Origin of the sequence: Paenibacillus sp. FSL F4-0243 (genome assembly GCF_037963295.1) — a bacterium.
Taxonomy (GTDB): domain Bacteria; phylum Bacillota; class Bacilli; order Paenibacillales; family Paenibacillaceae; genus Paenibacillus_AQ.
Genome location: NZ_CP150151.1, coordinates 1,478,950 through 1,497,391, shown reverse-complemented (window position 1 = coordinate 1,497,391; position 18,442 = coordinate 1,478,950). Strand labels below are relative to the sequence as shown.

The following is an 18,442-nucleotide window of genomic DNA, read 5'->3' as shown; positions in this document are numbered from 1 at the left end:
GACCGTGCAAAATTGGAAACAAAAATATACCTCTTTTAAACATAAGCCTGCACGCAAAGAGTCCTCTGCCCAGGACAATCGTCCGGTAAAGCCACTGGATTCCAGCCTGGAGAGCAATATAAGCTTCATTCAACAAGTCTTTGGAGAAGACAGCGATCTTATAGTCCGTAACTTCAAGGTGTACGGTAGACATGATGCGGCTATTATCTTTTTTTCTTCTGTGGTGGACCAGAATCAAATTCAGAACTATGTTTTAAAGCCATTAATGAATGTTTCCTCTGATCTCTCAGAAATTCCAAAAGATCTAAAGGATTTACCTGATTACATCTGGAGTATGACAGTACAAGTAACACAAGGTAACCGTACTAAGGACCTAAATACTCTAGCCTCCATCTTGTTGGAGGGAAATGTTGTTCTAATCATAGATGGAATGGATCAGGCACTTTACTTCAATCTGCGTAAAATTGAGCATCGTAGCATTGAGCAACCTCAAACTGAACAAGTTATACGCGGTTCGCGTGATGGGTTTATAGAGAATTTAGAATCCAATATCTCTTTACTTCGCTATCGACTGCAAACGCCGGATTTTCGTGTAGTAACTGCCCCTCTTGGCGTACGGACGCGCTCAAAAGTAGCTGTTTGTTATATCGAAGGAATAGCCGATCCAGGGCTAGTTCAAAAGGTGATGAGGAGATTATCAGCAATAAATGTAGACGGCATCCTTGATGCGGGGTATATCGAGCAATTCATAGAAGATCATCCCCTCTCCCCGTTTCCACAGGTTCAGCCAACCGAACGCCCGGATAAATCTATAGCCTCTTTATTAGAAGGACGAGTCATCATCCTTGTAGACGGTTCACCATTCTGCCTCATCGTCCCGGCGCTCTTCAATCAGTTCTTTCAGACGATGGATGACTATACAGAACGTTTTGTTGTAGGAAGCCTCCTAAGAATGATCCGCCTGATCGCATTATTATTTTCCCTTTTCTTCCCAGCCTTATATGTATCCATTATCTCTTTCAATCCTGAGCTACTGCCGACAGAGTTCGCCGTAGCAATAACTGGTGCAAGAGCTGGCGTACCCTTTCCAGCCGTATTGGAAGTTCTGATTATGGAAGTCTTCATGGAGGTGCTGCGCGAAGCAACCATTCGCTTACCGCAAATGATTGGCGGGGCTCTTTCTATTGTAGGTGTGCTTGTCATTGGTCAGGCAGCCGTAGCAGCAGGTCTGGCGAGTCCAACTACCGTAGTTGTTGTCGCTATAACGACCATAGGGTCTTTTGCCACACCCGCTTACAATGCCGCAATCTCTTCAAGAATGCTTAGATTTCCACTGATCATATTGGCAGGCTGCTTTGGTCTGTACGGAGTAATGCTTGGCACTATTGTTATTGTTAACCACTTATTATTCTTGGAATCCTTCGGCGTTCCCTACATGACACCCTTTGTGCCTACGATTTGGAAGGACCTCAAGGATAGTATTGTTCGTGTACCTTTATGGTGGATGCGAAGTCGCCCAAGCTTTCTCAATACACCTGATCCCGATCTTCTTGCGAATGATATCCCCAAAATGCATACCGATCTGATTTTTAAGGAGAAAAGTGAAGCTGATGAATAGTAACCGCCCCATAACAACGATCCAAGTCATGGCTGTAATCATCAGTACGATTATAGGAATAGGAATCTTAAGTATTCCTCGTTATATGGCTGAAGCCGGAGACAGTGGTGCACCGCTCGTAACTGCTTCTGGCGTACCTGTTGCTTTTTTAGGTTGCTGGTTTACAGCGGTTGTCTGCCGAAAATTCCCTAACGAAACGTTGTTCGTATTCAGCCGCCGCCTTCTCGGAACTTGGCTCGCGGATATTTTCTCCATGCTTATTTCTTTGTTTTTTGCTTTCTCTGCTGGGATCACCATGCGCCAATTTGGAGAAGTATGTGTTGCGGTTGTCTTTAAAAAGACACCCATAGAAGTAGTAATTCTCTTAATGCTCCTACTGGTTGCCTTATCAATCCGTAGAAATATTGTAAAATTCACTTATGTACATGTTTTTTATTTACCCTTTATTCTATTATCCGCTATCGCAATTATATTGGTAGCTATGAGAAATGTTGATGTTCTGAACTTGCTACCCCTCACCGGAAATCACACCACCTTTTCAAGCTTTTCCAAAGGAACGATTACGTCCGCTGGCCTTTATCAAGGCACATTTGTCATCATCCTGCTGGTTCCTCTAATGAAAAAACCTCAACAGATCCTTAAAGCAGGCACTATTGCGCTGGGTATCATTGGATTCATTTATGTAATGATCGTTTGGGTCACTCTAGGCATGTTTGGAGCTCAGGAAACCAAATTACTGTCCTATCCAACCCTAGAAGCAGCTCGCTCCATATCCATCGGCGCAGGACTATTAGAACGGTTTGATGCTCTTTTTATAATAATTTGGGTGATTTCTATATTCACTACCATCTTTACGAACTACTACTTAGCCGCATACTCTCTGCAACAAGTGCTGCGGCACAAGGATCACCGCCTAATATCCAGTTTCTTACTTCCACTTATCTTCACTTTTTCACTTTTGCCGAGAAACATATTTCAGGTCTATTCATTTGCTAGCATTACAGCGATAATCGGTTTGATTTTTTTGACCTTCTACCCTCTTTTATTATGGTTAGTCTCTCTAATCCGAAATAAAGGAGCCATTTCTCATGAATAAAAAAATTTATAAGCGTGTAGTTCTTATTTTTATTCTCTCACTCCTGTCTGGATTGCTCGCAGGTTGCTGGGACCAGCTCGAAATTGAAGATCGTGCATTGGTGCTAGGGTTATCCATTGATTCCGTCCCTCCAGACAGCAAAACAAATGATGACCAAACCACTCATCTTAAAAGTGCAAATATTAACTTACCCCAAATTCGTGTAACCGCCCAAATTGCGGTTCCGGGAAGAGTTCCACTCGGACCAGGCAGTGGGGGTGAAGGCGGAGGCGGAAATCAAAATCCAGTATGGGTCGTAGAAGTATACGGGTACACATTAGATGACGCCATGAACAATTTACAGCAGCAAATTTCTGATCCACGTTATCTGATTCATTTACGAGTGATTATTATTAGTGAGGACATAGCAAGAAAAAGCATGGATGACTTAAATGATTATTTGCGTCGCAATCCAGAAGTTCGTCGCCGGACCTGGCTGCTAGTATCCGAAGGGGAGGCTGCCAAATTTATGAATATTAATCCTCCGCTGCAGCGAGTGCCGACCCTTTACATCCTCTCTACCATGGAAAAAGCAGTGACATCGGGGAAATTTCCTGCTGATTATATAGGTGTATTCTGGTCAGCAGATTCCAAATGGGGCGAAAGTGGTTATCTGCCTTACGTCTCATTACATCAGGAAGACAATATCATGATTAAAGGCCTAGCTTACTTTAGTGGTGGAGTGATGGTCGGTTCGACGATTCCCATTGAGATTGGCGCATATATGTCCATGAAGGGCATTAATCCCGGGGGATACTCCGATCTTTTTTATGCTGATGAATTCGGTCCGGTGATGCTCAAGGTCAACGACCGGTTCACGAGGGTGAAAGTTCAATTCAAAGAGGGCAAACCTCACATCACCTATAACCTCTCTTTAGAGGCGGCTCTAGATGAGCATTTACGTAGTGATATCCCTATCAGTTCCAGCCGTTCTTTAGAAAAGATTGAAGATATCTTTCAAAAGAGAGTGATCGGTATTTTCAACCACCTTATCGAAGAAACTCAACAAGCGCATTCCGATGTCTTTGGCATGGGTGAATATATTCGTGCATATGCTCCCTCCTACTGGAAAGCCCATGTTCGTGACAAACATGACTGGGAGCAGCAGTATTCTAATCTCAGTATTGAAGTTAAGTTGAAAACTCACATCGACAGAGTAGGTCTTAAACAAAATTAAATGACCTTTATAGGAGGCTCTACTATGTTCTATCACCAGCTAACCTACGTAATTGTTGCGCTGCTGATCTCCAGTGTTCTGTTGCTTACTGTGGATACTAAAATATATGCAGTCAATGCTATGCACCGGGAAAAGAAATACGCTAATGTGATCGGTTGGATATATTTCAGCTTATTCCTGCTGATAGGACTAGCTCAGCTATTCTATCTATAAATCGAATTCGTTTCTTGCTGCCCTTCACATAGTATTTCTTAACCGCCCATGGTATATTGAGGAGTACAATATTAAAGGACGGAGAATGCAGTCATGAACACAAGAAGAAATCCTAAAGAAACAGCCAAAAGAGGTACTCGTTCCCACAGCAATTCCCACAGCAAGCCAAATGGCAAGCTTAATCATAAAGCTAAAGCACCCGCAGCGCCCAAGTCTTTTACAGTAAATGAACCTTCTGAGCTGCTACCCTTCTTACTCATCCATATCACAGGCCGTGGACGAAATGCTATTAAATCTATCCTCTCGCGTGGACAAGTAGCAGTGAATGGCAAAGTAGTCACACAGCATAATTTTCAATTGCATCCGGGTCAAACTGTGACGATTGATCAAGAGAAGCCTGTACAAGTAGCGGAAATGATCGGACTCACCATCGTCCATGAAGATGATGATTTAATCATTATTCAGAAGGATGCTGGACTGCTGTCGATTGCCACTGCGGAAGAAAATGAATTAACAGCTTACCGCCAGCTTATGGAGCATGTCCGCATCAGCAATCCTAAGAATCGAATTTTTGTCGTGCACCGCTTGGACCGCGATACGTCTGGGGTAATGATGTTTGCCAAAAGCGAACGGATCCAGCAAGCACTGCAAACTACGTGGAAGGATACCGTGAAAGAACGTTCTTACGTAGCTCTAGTCGAAGGCGCCGTCAAAAGACCTGAAGGTACAGTGAGCTCTTGGCTAAAAGAAACCTCTACCCTGAAAATGTACTCCAGTCCTCATGAAGGCGATGGTCTACATGCGATCACACATTATAAGCTCATTCAGGCGAACCGCCACTTCTCGTTACTTGAGGTAAAGCTTGAAACTGGACGCAAAAATCAGATTCGTGTTCATATGGCAGATATCGGCCATCCGATTGCAGGAGACAAGAAGTATGGTGCAGAGACCAAAACGGTAGGCCGTCTCGGTCTGCATGCTCGTGTACTTTCTTTTATTCATCCTACTACAGGAGAGTTAATGACCTTCGAAAGTCCAATTCCGAAGACATTCCTGAAATATACCGCACCTGCACCTACGAACTAACAAGATCACAGTGAATACCCATTCATCCTAAGGGGGCTGATTACAGTGGAGCTTACTACACTACAATCGCTACAATAACTTAACAAAGAATGGGTGATTAGCTATGACAACAGCACATCATTATGAATGTATTGAACGTTTACCCACGCCTGAGGAGCATGCCTCCTTATGGGAAGCTGTCGGTTGGGGGAACGTGAATACGGAAATGACCGCAGCCTCTCTCGCTCATTCGGTGTATGGTATGGTCGTTGTACAGGAAGACAAGGTTATCGGTATGGGGCGGATCGTCGGCGATGGTCATATGTATTTCTATATTCAGGACGTAGCCGTGTTTCCCGAATTTCAGGGCCAAGGCATTGGTAATGTCATTATTGAGCAGCTACTACACTATATTCGATCTCATTGTTTTTCTGGCGCGTTCGTCGGACTTTTCGCATCACATGGGAATGATACCTTTTACGAACGATACGGCTTTCAGAATCATGCCCCGGGTATGACGGGCATGTTCAAGGTCATGGAGTAACAAGCGAAAGATGCCCGGTCCATATGGTCCCTGGGCATCTTTTTCACTTCTATTTAGATCATGTTACAATACTAATAAACAAAAGAAGGTGCCATTATTGTTCCATCCTACTGTCTTCGATAATATTAAAATTGCTTTTGAGAACCAAATCTACGATTACGATAATTTGGACGGAATTCTAGTAGTTACGGATCGTTCCGACCTTCTGAATATGGCATCGATGTCCAGAGAATTCAGCCTTTCCTTCCAATTGACGGCTGGCAGGAGCGTAACCGCCGAAGTCTTTCTTACTTCATCTGTGAAAGATCTTAGCGATGAAATATTGGAAGTGCCTAACACGGATCCCGGTTGCAATCTTTCGTTACGTTTTTATATGGAGATCGAAGATATCCCTGCTGAATGTCAGGCGATCGAGAGTATTCTCAAAGCGATCTGGGGGCCTGAATTCCAGCCCGTGCAATCTTTAAGCTTCATTTATGGTCAAGAAGGTGAAACCTACAACAACTGCATCGAGCTGCGATTCAAAAGGCAAATCACGGAGGAGCAGATGGAGGACATTCCGAACCTGCTGAATCATCTTCTGCAAAGTGTAGAAGAACTGGAATCTTTCTCCGTATAATCCCTACTGCACACCGTTCGTACTTTGGAAAAAGAGGTGAGCCAGAAATGAAATTCCTGCCTGCTACCAAAAGTAACCGTTGGTTTATCTGGATGGCTGTTTATGGTGTTTTTCTGTGGCTGCTTTTCATTCTGCACAGATTCGTTATGATGGCTCATACATTAGATGTCACACTCTTGCTGCGCTTCGCACTCTTTTCCATTATTGTATCTGGTATCGTTAACGTCTTAGCGTGGTTCGGAGCTCGTCTACTCTGGTTAATCACTACAACAGGAATAATCATCGGTTCAGTAATTATGCTAAGCTACACCTATAGAGAGATGTCCGGTTGGGAGGATCTCGCGGGACTCCTTGCTTTTTTCTTTTTTACATGTGGAGGATTTGCACTCGGTTTATTGGCGGAAGGAATTCGTCTGCTAGTTAAGCAGTGGCCGAAAGCTTGAACGGAGGAGATGATCGATCGTTGTCCAATTCTTTTCTAACCAAAAATGCATTGTCCCATTCCTTAAAAGAACTAATGGAACATACGTCGCTCAATAAAATTACAGTCAAACAGCTCGTGGACCATTGCGGACTAAATCGACAAACTTTCTATTATCATTTTCAAGATATATTTGATTTACTCGGTTGGATCTATAAGACTGAGGCTGTAGAGAGCATCGCCCAGTATCGTAGCTACAGTACGTGGACGGACGGTTTTTATAGAATCTTCTGCTATATCGAACGAAATAAAACCTTTTGCTGCAACACCTTGAACTCACTGGGCAGAAATCATCTGGATGCGTATCTATACGAAGTGACGAATGATCTCATTATGGGTGTCATAAACGAACTGTCCGCCGGGATGGAGGTTAGCCATGAAGATAAACATTTCATTGCTAACTTCTATACACTGGCCTTCACAGGCCTTGTCATTCAGTGGATGAGAGACGGGATGAAGGAGCATCCGGATCACATTATCGAGAAGCTAAGTGTACTCATTGAGGGGAATTTTCTAAAAGCTTTGCACAAATATGAGAACAAGCCGTTGTAACCTTTGGGTTCAGCGGTTTTTTTGTCTAAAAACTAGACACATAGACCGTAATGACTAAAATCCATACACTCTAAAAGGATTGATTATACCTTCAAAATTGGAGTTGGTTTACATTAAGAATGTGATTATTTCAACAACAACTTGGAGGCGACCATTGTGAAAAAAGAGTACGGTAATAAACAGGTTTATTTTGTCGGTGGCGGAATTGCATCCTTAGCGGGCGCGGCTTACCTGGTCAGAGACTGTGACTTTCCGGGACAGAACATTCACATTATTGAAGAGATGAAGATTCTCGGTGGCAGCAACGACGGCGCAGGTGACGCTGAGCACGGTTATGTCATTCGCGGTGGCCGGATGCTCAACGATGAAACCTATGAGAATACATGGGATCTACTCATGTCGATTCCCTCCCTCGACCATCCTGAGAAATCCGTTAGAGAAGAGATTATTGAATTCGATACCGCCAATCCAACACATGCTAACGCTAGACTCGTTAACCGCAACGGTGAGGTGGAAGATGTATTATCCATGGGCTTCGATATGGCTGACCGGCTTGCGATGGGTAAATTGATTATTACACCGGAAGAAAAAATGGGAAAAGCTCGGATTAACGACTGGTTTGGTCCACACTTTTTCACCACGAACTTCTGGTATATGTGGGCTACTACTTTCGCCTTCCAACCTTGGCATAGCGCGGTAGAGCTTAAACGATATATGATTCGCTTCGTTCATGAGTTCCCAAGAATACAAACCCTGGAAGGCGTAACCCGCACTCCATATAACCAGTATGATTCCATCATCTTACCTATGCACAAATATCTCGAAGGCTTTGGTGTAGACTTTACATTGAAATGTACAGTAACTGACCTGCAGTTCAAAGATGGAGATGGCATTACCGTAACCCAAATGAACGTCCTGCGCCAAGGTGTCCCAGACGTTATTAACATAAGCGAAGACGATATCGTAATCGTCACGAACGGCTCCATGACTGAAGGATCAAGCCTTGGATCCATGACCTCTGCCCCACGTCTCAATGGGAAGGGTAGCTCATGGAAGTTATGGGAGAACATCGCTGCCAAAAAACCAGGTCTCGGCAATCCATCCTCCTTCGATGATCATATCGATGGTTCAAAATGGGAGTCCTTTACCGTGACCTTCCAAGATTCCAAATTCTTCGATCTTATGGAGAAATTCACTCGTAATCGTGCAGGTACTGGCGCATTGGTTACCTTTAAAGATTCGAGCTGGTTAATGTCCGTTGTCTTAGCTTTCCAACCGCATTTCCGCAATCAACCAGAGCATGTAAAAGTATTCTGGGGTTACGGTTTGTACCCTGACAACGTAGGAGACTTCGTGAAGAAGAAAATGAGTGAATGTACCGGTGAAGAAATTATGGAAGAATTAATCGGTCATCTTCATTTCGAAGAACATAAGGACGAGATCATGGCAACTGCTAATTGTATTCCATGTATGATGCCTTATATCACTTCACAATTCATGCCTAGATTAAATAGCGACCGACCTAAAGTAGTTCCTGAAGGCTCCACTAACCTTGCCTTCGTTGGCCAATATTGCGAAATTCCAGATGATGTTGTATTCACGGAAGAATACTCTATCCGAGCAGCAAGAACTGCAGTATACACATTGCTCGGCATTAACCGGCCTATCGAGCCAATCAATCAACATCAGTACGATGTCCGCACCTTGTTCACAAGCTTTATCACTTCTTTTAGATAAACACATCATAAAGAGACAAGCGATCCCGGATAGATTCGGGGGCGCTTGTCTTTGTGGTGTGTAAAACAGAGCAGAGTTTCGGAACTAAAAAAAAGAAGAAATGGATACTTCTCCATCTCTTCTTTTCCACACTATACGAACTTTATATATTGCAAGATCCGTCCGCGCAGCCATCATCCGTGGATACTTCGGATTTTCCTTTGCCAACCACCTGCAGCGTTGGTCCTGCTTGCTCCTCCGCCCACACGGTATCCAATACCTCTGTAAATACAGGTCCTGGCTGTGCACCAGATAACGCATATTTATTGTTGAATACGAAGAAAGGCACACCGGTAATATTAAGACGGCTTCCTTCTTCGATATCGCCGTTCACTTCAGCTGTATAAGCATCTGTCTCCAGCATTGCCGCAACTTCTGCCTGATCCAGCCCTACCTCGGCAGCAAGTGTAGCAAGTACACTGCGGTCTCCAAGATTCAATGAATCCGTAAAGTAGGCACGTAGCAAACGTTCGGACATTTCTGCACCTTTTCCTTTTGAGCTTGCAAAGTGACTCAGGCGGTGGCTGTCGAAAGTATTCGTATGCTTCACTGTATCAAAATTGAATTCCAATCCCACATCTTGTGCTTGCTCAGCTAACTGAGCATTCATTGCTTTTGCTTTTTCGATTGACATGCCGTATTTGGTAGCCAACAGCTCATGAATATTCTTATCTGTACTCACCTCTGCGTGTGGATCTAGTTGAAAGCTACGGAATACCACCTCTACTTGATCACGGTTCGGGAACTGACTCAGCGCATTCTCCAAACGTCTTTTACCAATATAACAAAATGGACACGCATAATCGGACCAAATATCTATTCTCATGAAAAAAACCTCCTAATATTATTGTTCATTTGTAACTGCTGAATAAGATTGATAACTAAATATTTGTCGCTTACTATTATATAGTTAAAAACCGAAAAATACAAACTTAACTTTTATTTTCAAAAACTCTCATTAGACCTGAACCCCAACTAAAAGTATACGAAAGTGGTATATACGCTCTTCATTAGGAACGATAGAATCAAGGTAACCATTTCGCCGGGAGACTACATTCAGATTAGCGGACGAAAGAAGTCCTGAAGGGAGATTCAAGATATGTATGATCTATCTATAGTGATTCCTACCCGTAACCGAATCGACGACCTTACGGTGTGCATAGAGTCCATTGGCAAGCAGACACAGCTTGAGGACATCTCCATCGAGCTATGGATTGTGGACGACGGTGAGATCCCTGAGGACAGATTAGCCTATTATCGTGAAATACTAACTGGATTACCGCAGGCTAAACTACATTATCATCGCAAAACTAAACCTGGTCTCTGGCTTTCACGTTACGAAGCGCTAGGACTGATCCATGCAGAAATTATGCTCCACTTAGATGATGATGCAGAATTAGATGACTCCTTATATATTCGACGACTGCTAGATACTTATGCAGCTGATGATTCCATTGTTGGTGTAGGTGGTGTAGCCAAAGGCATACATAGTAGCATGCCAAGCAGGCTATTCGGTATGCTAACCGGACAAATGTCCGGATCACCAGGCAGATTGTCGGCAAGTATGTTTGCAGGCTCGCAATTCCTTTGGGGAGAGAAGGAGCATGTATTTGAAACGGATTTTTTTCACGGATGCAATATGTCCTTCCGGCGTACGGCACTGCGTGATATTAAGCCCTATCCATGGATGACAAGCTATTCCATAGCCGAAGATATTTATTTGTCCCATTTGGCTAGCCGCTATGGCAAGCTTGTAATTAATCCCGCGATGAAGATCGTCCATCATGAGTCGCCAGGCTCTCGCGATAAAGCGGGCGTTGTAGCACAAGCTACCGCCATCAACCACTACTATCTGCTCAACTTGCGTAATGCTCCTTTTATGAATTATGCTGCCTTGATTTGGACACTGACTTGTCTTACGGCTAAAGCGACTCTAAAACGAAATTTCAAAGCCGTTAGCGGATATGCCAAGGGTATCCTCTTCGTATTAAATCCTCGCAAGAATAAATATAGTGAATATATGCTCGATTAAGTAGCATCGTATACTTCTAAATCTGTAGCACCGCTCCGAATCAGGATACGGGACTTTTTTCTATGTCACCCGATTATATCCCTAAATGTGTCATGAAATTAATTTCCATCAACTTGTTATCTGGGGTATGATATAAATAATGTGTTTTGTTTTAGAAACTAACTTTATGGATGGTGGAATATGTTCAAGAACAAAAAAACGACGCTGATCCTCGTTGTAATCGTCATCGCCCTCATAGCTGTCGGCGCTTGGCTAATTACTAAGGATAAGGACGATAAAACAGCGGGAACTACGGGTAGCGCAACAACAGCCGGAAAAGGAGAGGAAAAGTCTCTCTCTCAAACCTTTTATATTTATGACACTGTTGTGAATATCAAAGTGTTCGGTGCTACAGTAGAACAGAAAAATATGGATGATATCCAGCAGATGCTGGAGCGAATGGATATGGAGCTTAGCCGCACCAAAGAAGGTGGAGAGACTTACGCAGTCAATCAGGCAGCAGGAAAAGAAGCGGTTGTTGTTTCTGACGAGACCCTGGATGTAATTAAACAATCCATACAATACGCAAAGGAAATGGACGGGCTATTTGATCCTACAATCGGTCCGTTAATCGATCTATGGAATATTGGTAGCGGTGGAGATAAGGTCCCTCCCCAAGCTGAAATTGATAAAGCGAAGAGCCTAACCAATTACAAGGACGTTGAAATTGATGAAGCTGCGAAAACTGTAAAGCTGATGAAGGAAAATATGGTGCTAGATCTGGGCGGTATTGGTAAAGGTTATGCTGCTGACCGTATCGCTGATTATTTGAAAGAGCAAGGTCTAAATAGCGCTATGATTAATCTCGGAGGCAGCAGTATTATTGCTCTCGGTAAGAAGCCAAACGGAACGGAATGGAATATCGGATTGCAGGATCCAGATCAAAGCCGTGGCACACAGCTAGGAACCATTAAGATCTCAGATGAGGTCATCGATGCTTCAGGTGTATATGAACGGTATTTTATGCAGGACAATGTTCGTTACCATCATATCCTTGATCCACGCACAGGATATCCCTCACAGAACGGTCTCAAAAGCCTTACCATTATGAGCCCGAATGCAACAGATGCGGATGCCTTATCCACTGGGGTATTCCTGATGGGAATCGAGGAGGGCATGAAATATCTTGAATCTTTACCTGATGATGTTGAAGCTTTCTTTATTACCGACGACAACAAAATCTATGCCACTAAAGGCATAAAAGAAAGAATGAACCTGACAGATCCAACGTATAGCTTCGCAGATTAAACGAAAAAAGCTTGTCCCTTTGTGCCGTAGCTGGCTTTCTAGGGAGCAAGCTTTTTTTTGGATAGAAGGAGCAACAAGAAGAACGCTTCTCCCTCTGCGAAACATGAGAAAATCAAAACATCCACCATCAACTAAGGAGCGAGATTTATGAACCTTGTGAAACCCCTAACTTCCATAGCGGCGGGCTATCGTCATACCGCCCTCCTTAAATCAGACGGCACGGTGACGGCTGTAGGTGATAATAAATATGGCCAATGTGATGTAAGTGACTGGTGCGATATGATAGCGGTTGCGGCGGGTAATGCTCATACCGGTAATGCTCATACCATCGGGCTTAAATCAGATGGTACGGTGACGGCTGTGGGTTGGAATAAGTATGACCAATGCGATGTAAGCGGCTGGGCTGATATTGTGGCGGTAGCCGCGGGTTGGCGTCGTAGTGTCGGACTTAAATCGGATGGCACGGTAGTTGCTGTGGGTCGAAATAATGAAGGCCAATGCAATGTAAGTGACTGGCGTGATATAGTAGCAGTTGCTGCGGGTGATTGGCATACCGTCGGGCTTAAAACGGACAGCACGGTGACAATTGTGGGTAATAATCGGTATGGCCAACGCAATGTAAATGATTGGCATGACATAGTGGCTATAGCGGCGGGTTACCTTCATACCGTCGGTCTTAAATCGAACGGCACGGTAGTTGCTGCGGGTCGAAATCATGAAGACCAGTGTAATGTAACCAGCTGGCACGGTATTGTGGCTATAGCGGCAGGTAGTCATCATACCATCGGTCTTAAATCAGACGGTACAGCGGTTGCTGTGGGTTGGAATAAGCACGGCGAATGCAATATAAGTGACTGGCGCGATATAGTGGCGGTAACGGCAGGTTGCACTCATACCATCGGTCTTAAATCGGACGGTACGGTGGTTGCTGTGGGTAATAACGAACATGGACAATGCGATGTAAGCGGGTGGCGCGGCATTCAACTACCCGAAAATCAGTTATAAAAGTAATGAAAGCCATGCGCAGGTTTCTCTCGCATGGCTTTCTAATATCTTTGGAGGACTTGTTCTCTCACACCAAAGGAAGCTCGCCAAATTCCTTATAATTAGTAAAAATATAACTAGGCTTATGATCCGTAGCCGGTTGTCTGCCTCTCGGATTGTACCAGCAAACCTTCCATCCAGCCGCAAGTGCTCCAACTACATCGTTAGCCCAAGTATCCCCTATATAAAGCGAATTGTCCGCTAAAGTACCCGTCTTTTGGTTTACATGTATGAATATTTCCGGGTCTGGTTTAGCAAGTCCTACAGCATCAGAAATAAAGATCATGTCCTCGGGAATAATCTGATCTAAGCCTAGTCCACGAATCTTACTCATCTGATGATCCTTCGGTCCATTCGTAATAATGCCTACCTTATGACCATCCGCAATAAATCGTTCAAGATGCTCACGCACGCCATCAATCATCTGAATCGTATATTGACGTCCAATATATGCCGCTTGAACCGCCGTGGCTTGATCACGATCAATCTGCAAACCATACTCGGCAAAAGCAAGCTCCAAACGGCGCACCCTCGTCTCTTCAAGCGGAATCTCACCGCGCAAATACATTGGCCACAACACATCGCTATGATGTCTCACTTTATAAAATAATTCTGCAAAGTCCAGACTACTCTCATCTGGGCTGAGCACTTCCCGTACCGCTTCTTTAAATGGTACCAGATGATCATACAACGTATCATCGAGATCAAAAAAGATTGCCAACTTATGACTTGTTTCCACTTTAACGCCCCTTACTCGTCTTTCTCTCTAGCTGCTTTAGAAAAAAAGGTTATAGGTAAAAAATTCATCATCCCGAATGTAGCCATGCGCTTCATATAACCGCTGCGCCCCCACATTCTCCGTCATCGTTGTCAGGGATAAGCCCTTCGTATTCGTAGAGACCGCATAATCTCTAGCACTTTCCAGTAGCATAGCACCTAGCCCTTGCCCTCGGATTTCTGCAGTAACGAACAAATCATTCAGTATCCAAAGGCGCTCCATCGTAACCGATGAAAAAGAAGGATAGAGCTGTGTGAAGCCCCGCGCGCGTTTCTCATCGCCTTCCCCCTCAACCACCATAAGGATCACAGATTCATTCAGCTTTAGTCTTTCGGCTAAGAAGACGCGTGCACCTTCCCAATCTGAGGCTGCTCCATAAAATACTCGATACTCATCAAATAATGGGATGAGCCGTTCTAAATCATCCAGAACCACTCGTTCTATCCGATAATTGTTCATCATCAGCGCTCACTTTCCGGCTTCGCCCGTTTTAACCTCATTGTAAATGGTTACCGAGCCGTTCACCATGGAGAGAACGCCGAATGATTTGGACAATTGAGCCTTAGTCCTTTGAATCGTAGAACACATGCCGGGCACTAACTTTACCCGCTTCGATATCTAAAATTCCGAAAGAATACAATTTCTCACGCCGCTTATCTGTAGGAGAACCTGGATTAAATAGCAGGATACCATTCTCCTCTCTTAGCAAGGGCTGATGTGAATGACCGAAGAGAATACAATCCACCTCATCATTCGCAAAAGCAAGTAGGGCGTTCCCATCCGTTCCTTTGCGGGAATGTGGCGTATGTCCATGTACCATGCCAATCCGGATTCCTTCAAGGGTAATGATCTTGCGCTCTCCGAAACGCGCAATGATCTCATCGCCATCATTATTTCCGGCAATCCCCTCCACCGGTGCTAGTTCTGACAGTAAATCATAGATTCCTATACTCACCCAATCACCGAGATGCAAGATTAAATCCACATTTTGAAACTCTGCTATCAACGCCTTTGGCAGAGACTTAGCCATTCTTGACATATGTGTATCAGATACGACTCCTACTTTCATAAATCTCAGCTCCTAATCTATCATACTTAACTTCGCTTATCATACTTATTCATAAATCTAATATTCAAATAATTGTACGATTTGCTTAAGCGAGAAGCAAGTTCTGTGACTCTATCACTATCTAGCTAGACCAAAAGCCGGGTACACCCTCCCATACAGGGCATATCCGGCTTCTATTAAATCTTAGTTCTCTCTATCCTGCCAATTCCACAGCCTTACTTCCCCAACATGCATTCTGCTGACCCATGTTTCTTCCTTCAGCTTGAGCAGTTCTTTCACCGGACCGGTTACGACAGCCCCATAGAGCTTAACTCCATTCTTCTCTATATAACTAATGGAATCATCCAAATCAATGAATGGAATCACCCTTTTGGAGATGGATTTATACTCTTGCATCAAGTGCAGCGTCTTGAGGAAGTTTGCATTACGCAGTTCACCATCACCAAATGAGTTAACAGATGGAGAACTACTCGAACGGCTAGTCACCCCTCCAAACCATCCTCGCTTCTCCCTCGATTCCTGTGTCACTTTCATATCATCCGCATGCCAAATTGGCATATATGGAAAACCTAATGGATCATTAACTACTGGCTGTCGTGTCCGTGGACCTGTATCTGCCGCAAACCACAAAGGCTGAAGATTCTTAGGCTCAAACTTCTTCAACAGCTCATCTGTCGTAAATAATTGGTCAAAAGACAAGTATGCTTCCGCTACCGTCCCCTCAGGGAGCTTCTCTAATCTCTCCCACTCACTGCCATTATCCATACTATTTGCCGCATCATTCTTCCCCTGTGGATATAGAAAGTAATAACCAACACTTCTACTCTCATTCGTCCAGGAATAGTTGTAGAGCCTAGCCCAGCCAAATAGAAGCTTCATTGAATAATCTCCGACAGTGATTTGTTCATCTCCCACTTGTTTCTCTATCTTACTTGTCAGATTCATACTAAAAAATGGACCGGTACCACTGCTCAAATGTACAATCGTGTTCGGCTGTGAAACAGCAATTGCGGAAGAAACGACATCACGGTATTTCTCTACTCTCTCCCCAGTACCATAAAATATCGCACTGATAATACTGCAAATAATCATGAAAATTAAGAACGCAGAAATTACCGTTAAAGTATTCGATATACGGGCTCTCCATTTACCGCGGCGGATGATCTTTTTTTCCTTGCCAGATCTGTTTCTTTTACCCTTTCCGAATTTTATGCTCTTATCCTCACTTGAAGCCGGCTTTTTTTCACCCATGAGTTCATCCAGATAAGCCTGATAAGCTTCCATCTTCTCCAGTTCGCGCTCTACTACATCCCTATCCTCGTCAGCAAGGGTACCTTCGCCGTACCTTCTTAACTTCTCCTTGAACTCCTCACTCATGTTCATTCCTCCTCCGCTCTGCTTCACGCAGCTTCTGTCTAGCCCGAAAAATCAATATCTTATATTGGGACAGACCCACATTCATAATGTCCGATGCCTCCAGATAACTAAGACCATGAAAATCATGTAGCAGCAGTGCATGCCTCTGATTGTCCGGTAGCTCACCTATCGCAATCCTCATCTCTTCCCAACGTTCCTGCCGAAGCAGCGTGCTTTCCGTGGTATCTGGATGGGCCAGCTGTTTAAAAAAATCCTCACTGTGAACAGTACTGCGTCCTTCCTTCCGCTTATAATCTACGAAGGCATTGTACGCGACACGGAACAACCACGGCTTAATCTTCTCGTCTTTACAATCCTCCAAATATAAATAAGCACGGTAAAAGGTCTCCTGCATTAAATCTTCAGCCGCGTGATGATCACCACAAAGGGAGCGCAAATAGCGGTAAATATCCATCACATACATCTGATATATTTCATCCAGTGAATTTCGCTTCATGCACTCCCCCCTTAACCTAACCACGTATACTCGCATAAAAAGTTACAGCTAAATTTAGCAACTAGTATGAATATACCAGTAATTCTATGGAGGAATGCGAAAAAAAGCCCGCTGGCTAGGAGCATCGCTCCTGCCAACAGGCTTCTTAATAACCATTTCCTCGAGTTACTCTACTTACAGAACAACCTCAACTTCTTTGAGCATTTCGCTAACAGAGATTAAACCGCCACCGGACAAGTACCAGTAGTTAGGATCAAGGTAAATGATTTTACCGTTTTTAAAAGCATTTGTGTTCTTCACGAGATCGTTCTCAACTGCATCCTTCGCTGAACCGGATTTGCTGCCATCACTCTTCACAGCCGCATCTCTATCTACTACGAACAGATAATCCGGATTCTTGTCAGCTACATATTCGTAAGATACGCTTTGACCATGAGTGGATACTTCGATTTTATCATCCGCTTGTGCAAATCCGAATACATCATGGATAATACCGAAACGGGAACCTGAACCATACGCACTGATTTTTCCTTCATTGGCAAGAATAATAAGAGATTTTTTACCATCGGCTTTAGCTTTCTCATTCAGAGCTTTAACGGAGTCAGTAATAGTCGCAAGCTCAGCTTCTACTTCAGCTTCCTTGCCAAAAATTTGGCCCAGCGTCTTCACATTTTTCGTGAAGGATTCCATATAATTCGCATTATCTACAGCAACGTACAATGTAGGTGCAATTTTGCTGAATTCATCATAAGAATCTTGCTGTCTGCCGGAAATGATGATCAGATCAGGAGAAAGACTATTTATTTTTTCGAAGTCAGGCTCTTTCAAACCACCGACATTCTCATATTTGGCATCGCTATATTTAGAGAGATAAGAGGGTACATTGCTTTGAGGCACTCCAGTCACCTCTACGCCCAGTTTATCCAAAGTATCGAGTGTACCGAAGTCAAATACAACCACTTTCTGCGGATTAGTCTTAATCGTAATTTCTCCAAGTTCATGCTTAATAGTAAGCTCTTTGGATTCTGTATTCGGTGCAGTAGTAGCCTCTGTATTGCCTGCCGCTGCTGTATTATTATTTGAAGTTGCTGCATTATTGGAGCCACAGGCCGCCAAGATTACGGCAAGAAACACTGTCATGATTAGTAAAGATACGTTCTTCTTCAAAATATTCACCCC

20 protein-coding genes are annotated in these 18,442 nt (G+C 43.8%); 13 read left to right on the top strand and 7 right to left on the bottom strand.

Going from position 1 to position 18,442, the window contains the following annotated elements; genetic code table 11:
* Positions 1–4 precede the first annotated feature (4 nt).
* The 10 genes from NSS87_RS06800 (at position 5) to NSS87_RS06755 (ending at position 9,141) form a co-directional block, all read left to right on the top strand.
* Complete coding sequence (locus NSS87_RS06800; RefSeq protein ID WP_197071268.1) at positions 5–1,618, top strand: spore germination protein; 1,614 nt, start codon at positions 5–7, stop codon at positions 1,616–1,618.
* Positions 1,611–2,714, top strand: coding sequence for an endospore germination permease (locus NSS87_RS06795; protein ID WP_042185691.1), 1,104 nt, complete (start codon positions 1,611–1,613; stop codon positions 2,712–2,714). The genes NSS87_RS06800 and NSS87_RS06795 overlap by 8 nt, the downstream gene beginning before the upstream one ends.
* Positions 2,707–3,930 (top strand): Ger(x)C family spore germination protein, encoded by a 1,224-nt coding sequence (locus NSS87_RS06790; RefSeq protein ID WP_042185689.1) that lies wholly within the window; start codon positions 2,707–2,709, stop codon positions 3,928–3,930. Before NSS87_RS06795 ends, NSS87_RS06790 begins: the two co-directional genes overlap by 8 nt.
* A gap of 24 nt (positions 3,931–3,954) precedes the next feature.
* Positions 3,955–4,143 (top strand): CLC_0170 family protein, encoded by a 189-nt coding sequence (locus NSS87_RS06785; protein ID WP_042185688.1) that lies wholly within the window; start codon positions 3,955–3,957, stop codon positions 4,141–4,143.
* 93 nt (positions 4,144–4,236) lie between these two features.
* Entirely contained in the window at positions 4,237–5,229 is a 993-nt protein-coding gene (locus NSS87_RS06780; RefSeq protein ID WP_042185686.1) for an RluA family pseudouridine synthase, read from the top strand.
* Positions 5,230–5,332: 103 nt separating this feature from the next.
* A complete protein-coding gene (locus tag NSS87_RS06775) occupies positions 5,333–5,752 on the top strand; it encodes a GNAT family N-acetyltransferase (RefSeq protein WP_042185684.1) in 420 nt (139 codons plus the stop codon).
* Between the two features lie 97 nt (positions 5,753–5,849).
* Positions 5,850–6,371 carry a hypothetical protein gene (locus NSS87_RS06770; protein ID WP_076284127.1) on the top strand — a complete coding sequence of 174 codons (522 nt, stop codon included), beginning with the start codon at positions 5,850–5,852 and terminating at the stop codon, positions 6,369–6,371.
* 47 nt (positions 6,372–6,418) lie between these two features.
* Positions 6,419–6,814 (top strand): hypothetical protein, encoded by a 396-nt coding sequence (locus tag NSS87_RS06765; protein ID WP_042185681.1) that lies wholly within the window; start codon positions 6,419–6,421, stop codon positions 6,812–6,814.
* Positions 6,815–6,834: 20 nt separating this feature from the next.
* Positions 6,835–7,404, top strand: a complete 570-nt coding sequence (locus NSS87_RS06760; RefSeq protein ID WP_042125036.1) for a TetR-like C-terminal domain-containing protein — start codon at positions 6,835–6,837, stop codon at positions 7,402–7,404.
* Between the two features lie 156 nt (positions 7,405–7,560).
* Positions 7,561–9,141 carry an oleate hydratase gene (locus NSS87_RS06755; RefSeq protein ID WP_076284125.1) on the top strand — a complete coding sequence of 527 codons (1,581 nt, stop codon included), beginning with the start codon at positions 7,561–7,563 and terminating at the stop codon, positions 9,139–9,141.
* A 142-nt stretch (positions 9,142–9,283) separates the two neighbouring features.
* Here NSS87_RS06755 and NSS87_RS06750 read toward each other — a convergent pair whose 3' ends face one another.
* Positions 9,284–10,006 (bottom strand): DsbA family oxidoreductase, encoded by a 723-nt coding sequence (locus NSS87_RS06750; protein ID WP_339245751.1) that lies wholly within the window; start codon positions 10,004–10,006, stop codon positions 9,284–9,286.
* A 273-nt stretch (positions 10,007–10,279) separates the two neighbouring features.
* Between NSS87_RS06750 and NSS87_RS06745 the strand changes: the two genes are divergently transcribed.
* The 3 genes from NSS87_RS06745 to NSS87_RS06735 all read left to right on the top strand — a co-directional run bounded on the left by NSS87_RS06745 (position 10,280) and on the right by NSS87_RS06735 (position 13,504).
* The gene (locus NSS87_RS06745; RefSeq protein WP_339245749.1) at positions 10,280–11,212 is read left to right on the top strand and encodes a glycosyltransferase; all 933 of its coding nucleotides are present in this window, start codon (positions 10,280–10,282) and stop codon (positions 11,210–11,212) included.
* 180 nt (positions 11,213–11,392) lie between these two features.
* Positions 11,393–12,499 carry an FAD:protein FMN transferase gene (locus NSS87_RS06740; RefSeq protein ID WP_042185672.1) on the top strand — a complete coding sequence of 369 codons (1,107 nt, stop codon included), beginning with the start codon at positions 11,393–11,395 and terminating at the stop codon, positions 12,497–12,499.
* A gap of 147 nt (positions 12,500–12,646) precedes the next feature.
* Positions 12,647–13,504 (top strand): chromosome condensation regulator, encoded by an 858-nt coding sequence (locus tag NSS87_RS06735; RefSeq protein WP_339245747.1) that lies wholly within the window; start codon positions 12,647–12,649, stop codon positions 13,502–13,504.
* A 67-nt stretch (positions 13,505–13,571) separates the two neighbouring features.
* Here NSS87_RS06735 and NSS87_RS06730 read toward each other — a convergent pair whose 3' ends face one another.
* From NSS87_RS06730 to NSS87_RS06705, 6 genes are all read right to left on the bottom strand, one after another.
* Positions 13,572–14,282: an HAD family hydrolase gene (locus tag NSS87_RS06730; RefSeq protein WP_076298250.1), complete on the bottom strand. Its 711-nt coding sequence runs from the start codon at positions 14,280–14,282 to the stop codon at positions 13,572–13,574.
* A gap of 36 nt (positions 14,283–14,318) precedes the next feature.
* Positions 14,319–14,783, bottom strand: coding sequence for a GNAT family N-acetyltransferase (locus NSS87_RS06725; protein WP_339245745.1), 465 nt, complete (start codon positions 14,781–14,783; stop codon positions 14,319–14,321).
* A gap of 100 nt (positions 14,784–14,883) precedes the next feature.
* Entirely contained in the window at positions 14,884–15,390 is a 507-nt protein-coding gene (locus NSS87_RS06720; RefSeq protein ID WP_339245743.1) for a metallophosphoesterase, read from the bottom strand.
* 183 nt (positions 15,391–15,573) lie between these two features.
* Complete coding sequence (locus tag NSS87_RS06715; protein WP_339245741.1) at positions 15,574–16,767, bottom strand: anti-sigma factor; 1,194 nt, start codon at positions 16,765–16,767, stop codon at positions 15,574–15,576.
* The gene (locus NSS87_RS06710) at positions 16,760–17,263 is read right to left on the bottom strand and encodes a sigma-70 family RNA polymerase sigma factor (protein WP_339245738.1); all 504 of its coding nucleotides are present in this window, start codon (positions 17,261–17,263) and stop codon (positions 16,760–16,762) included. Before NSS87_RS06710 ends, NSS87_RS06715 begins: the two co-directional genes overlap by 8 nt.
* A 174-nt stretch (positions 17,264–17,437) precedes the next feature.
* Positions 17,438–18,430: a siderophore ABC transporter substrate-binding protein gene (locus NSS87_RS06705; RefSeq protein WP_269321807.1), complete on the bottom strand. Its 993-nt coding sequence runs from the start codon at positions 18,428–18,430 to the stop codon at positions 17,438–17,440.
* Positions 18,431–18,442 lie beyond the last annotated feature (12 nt).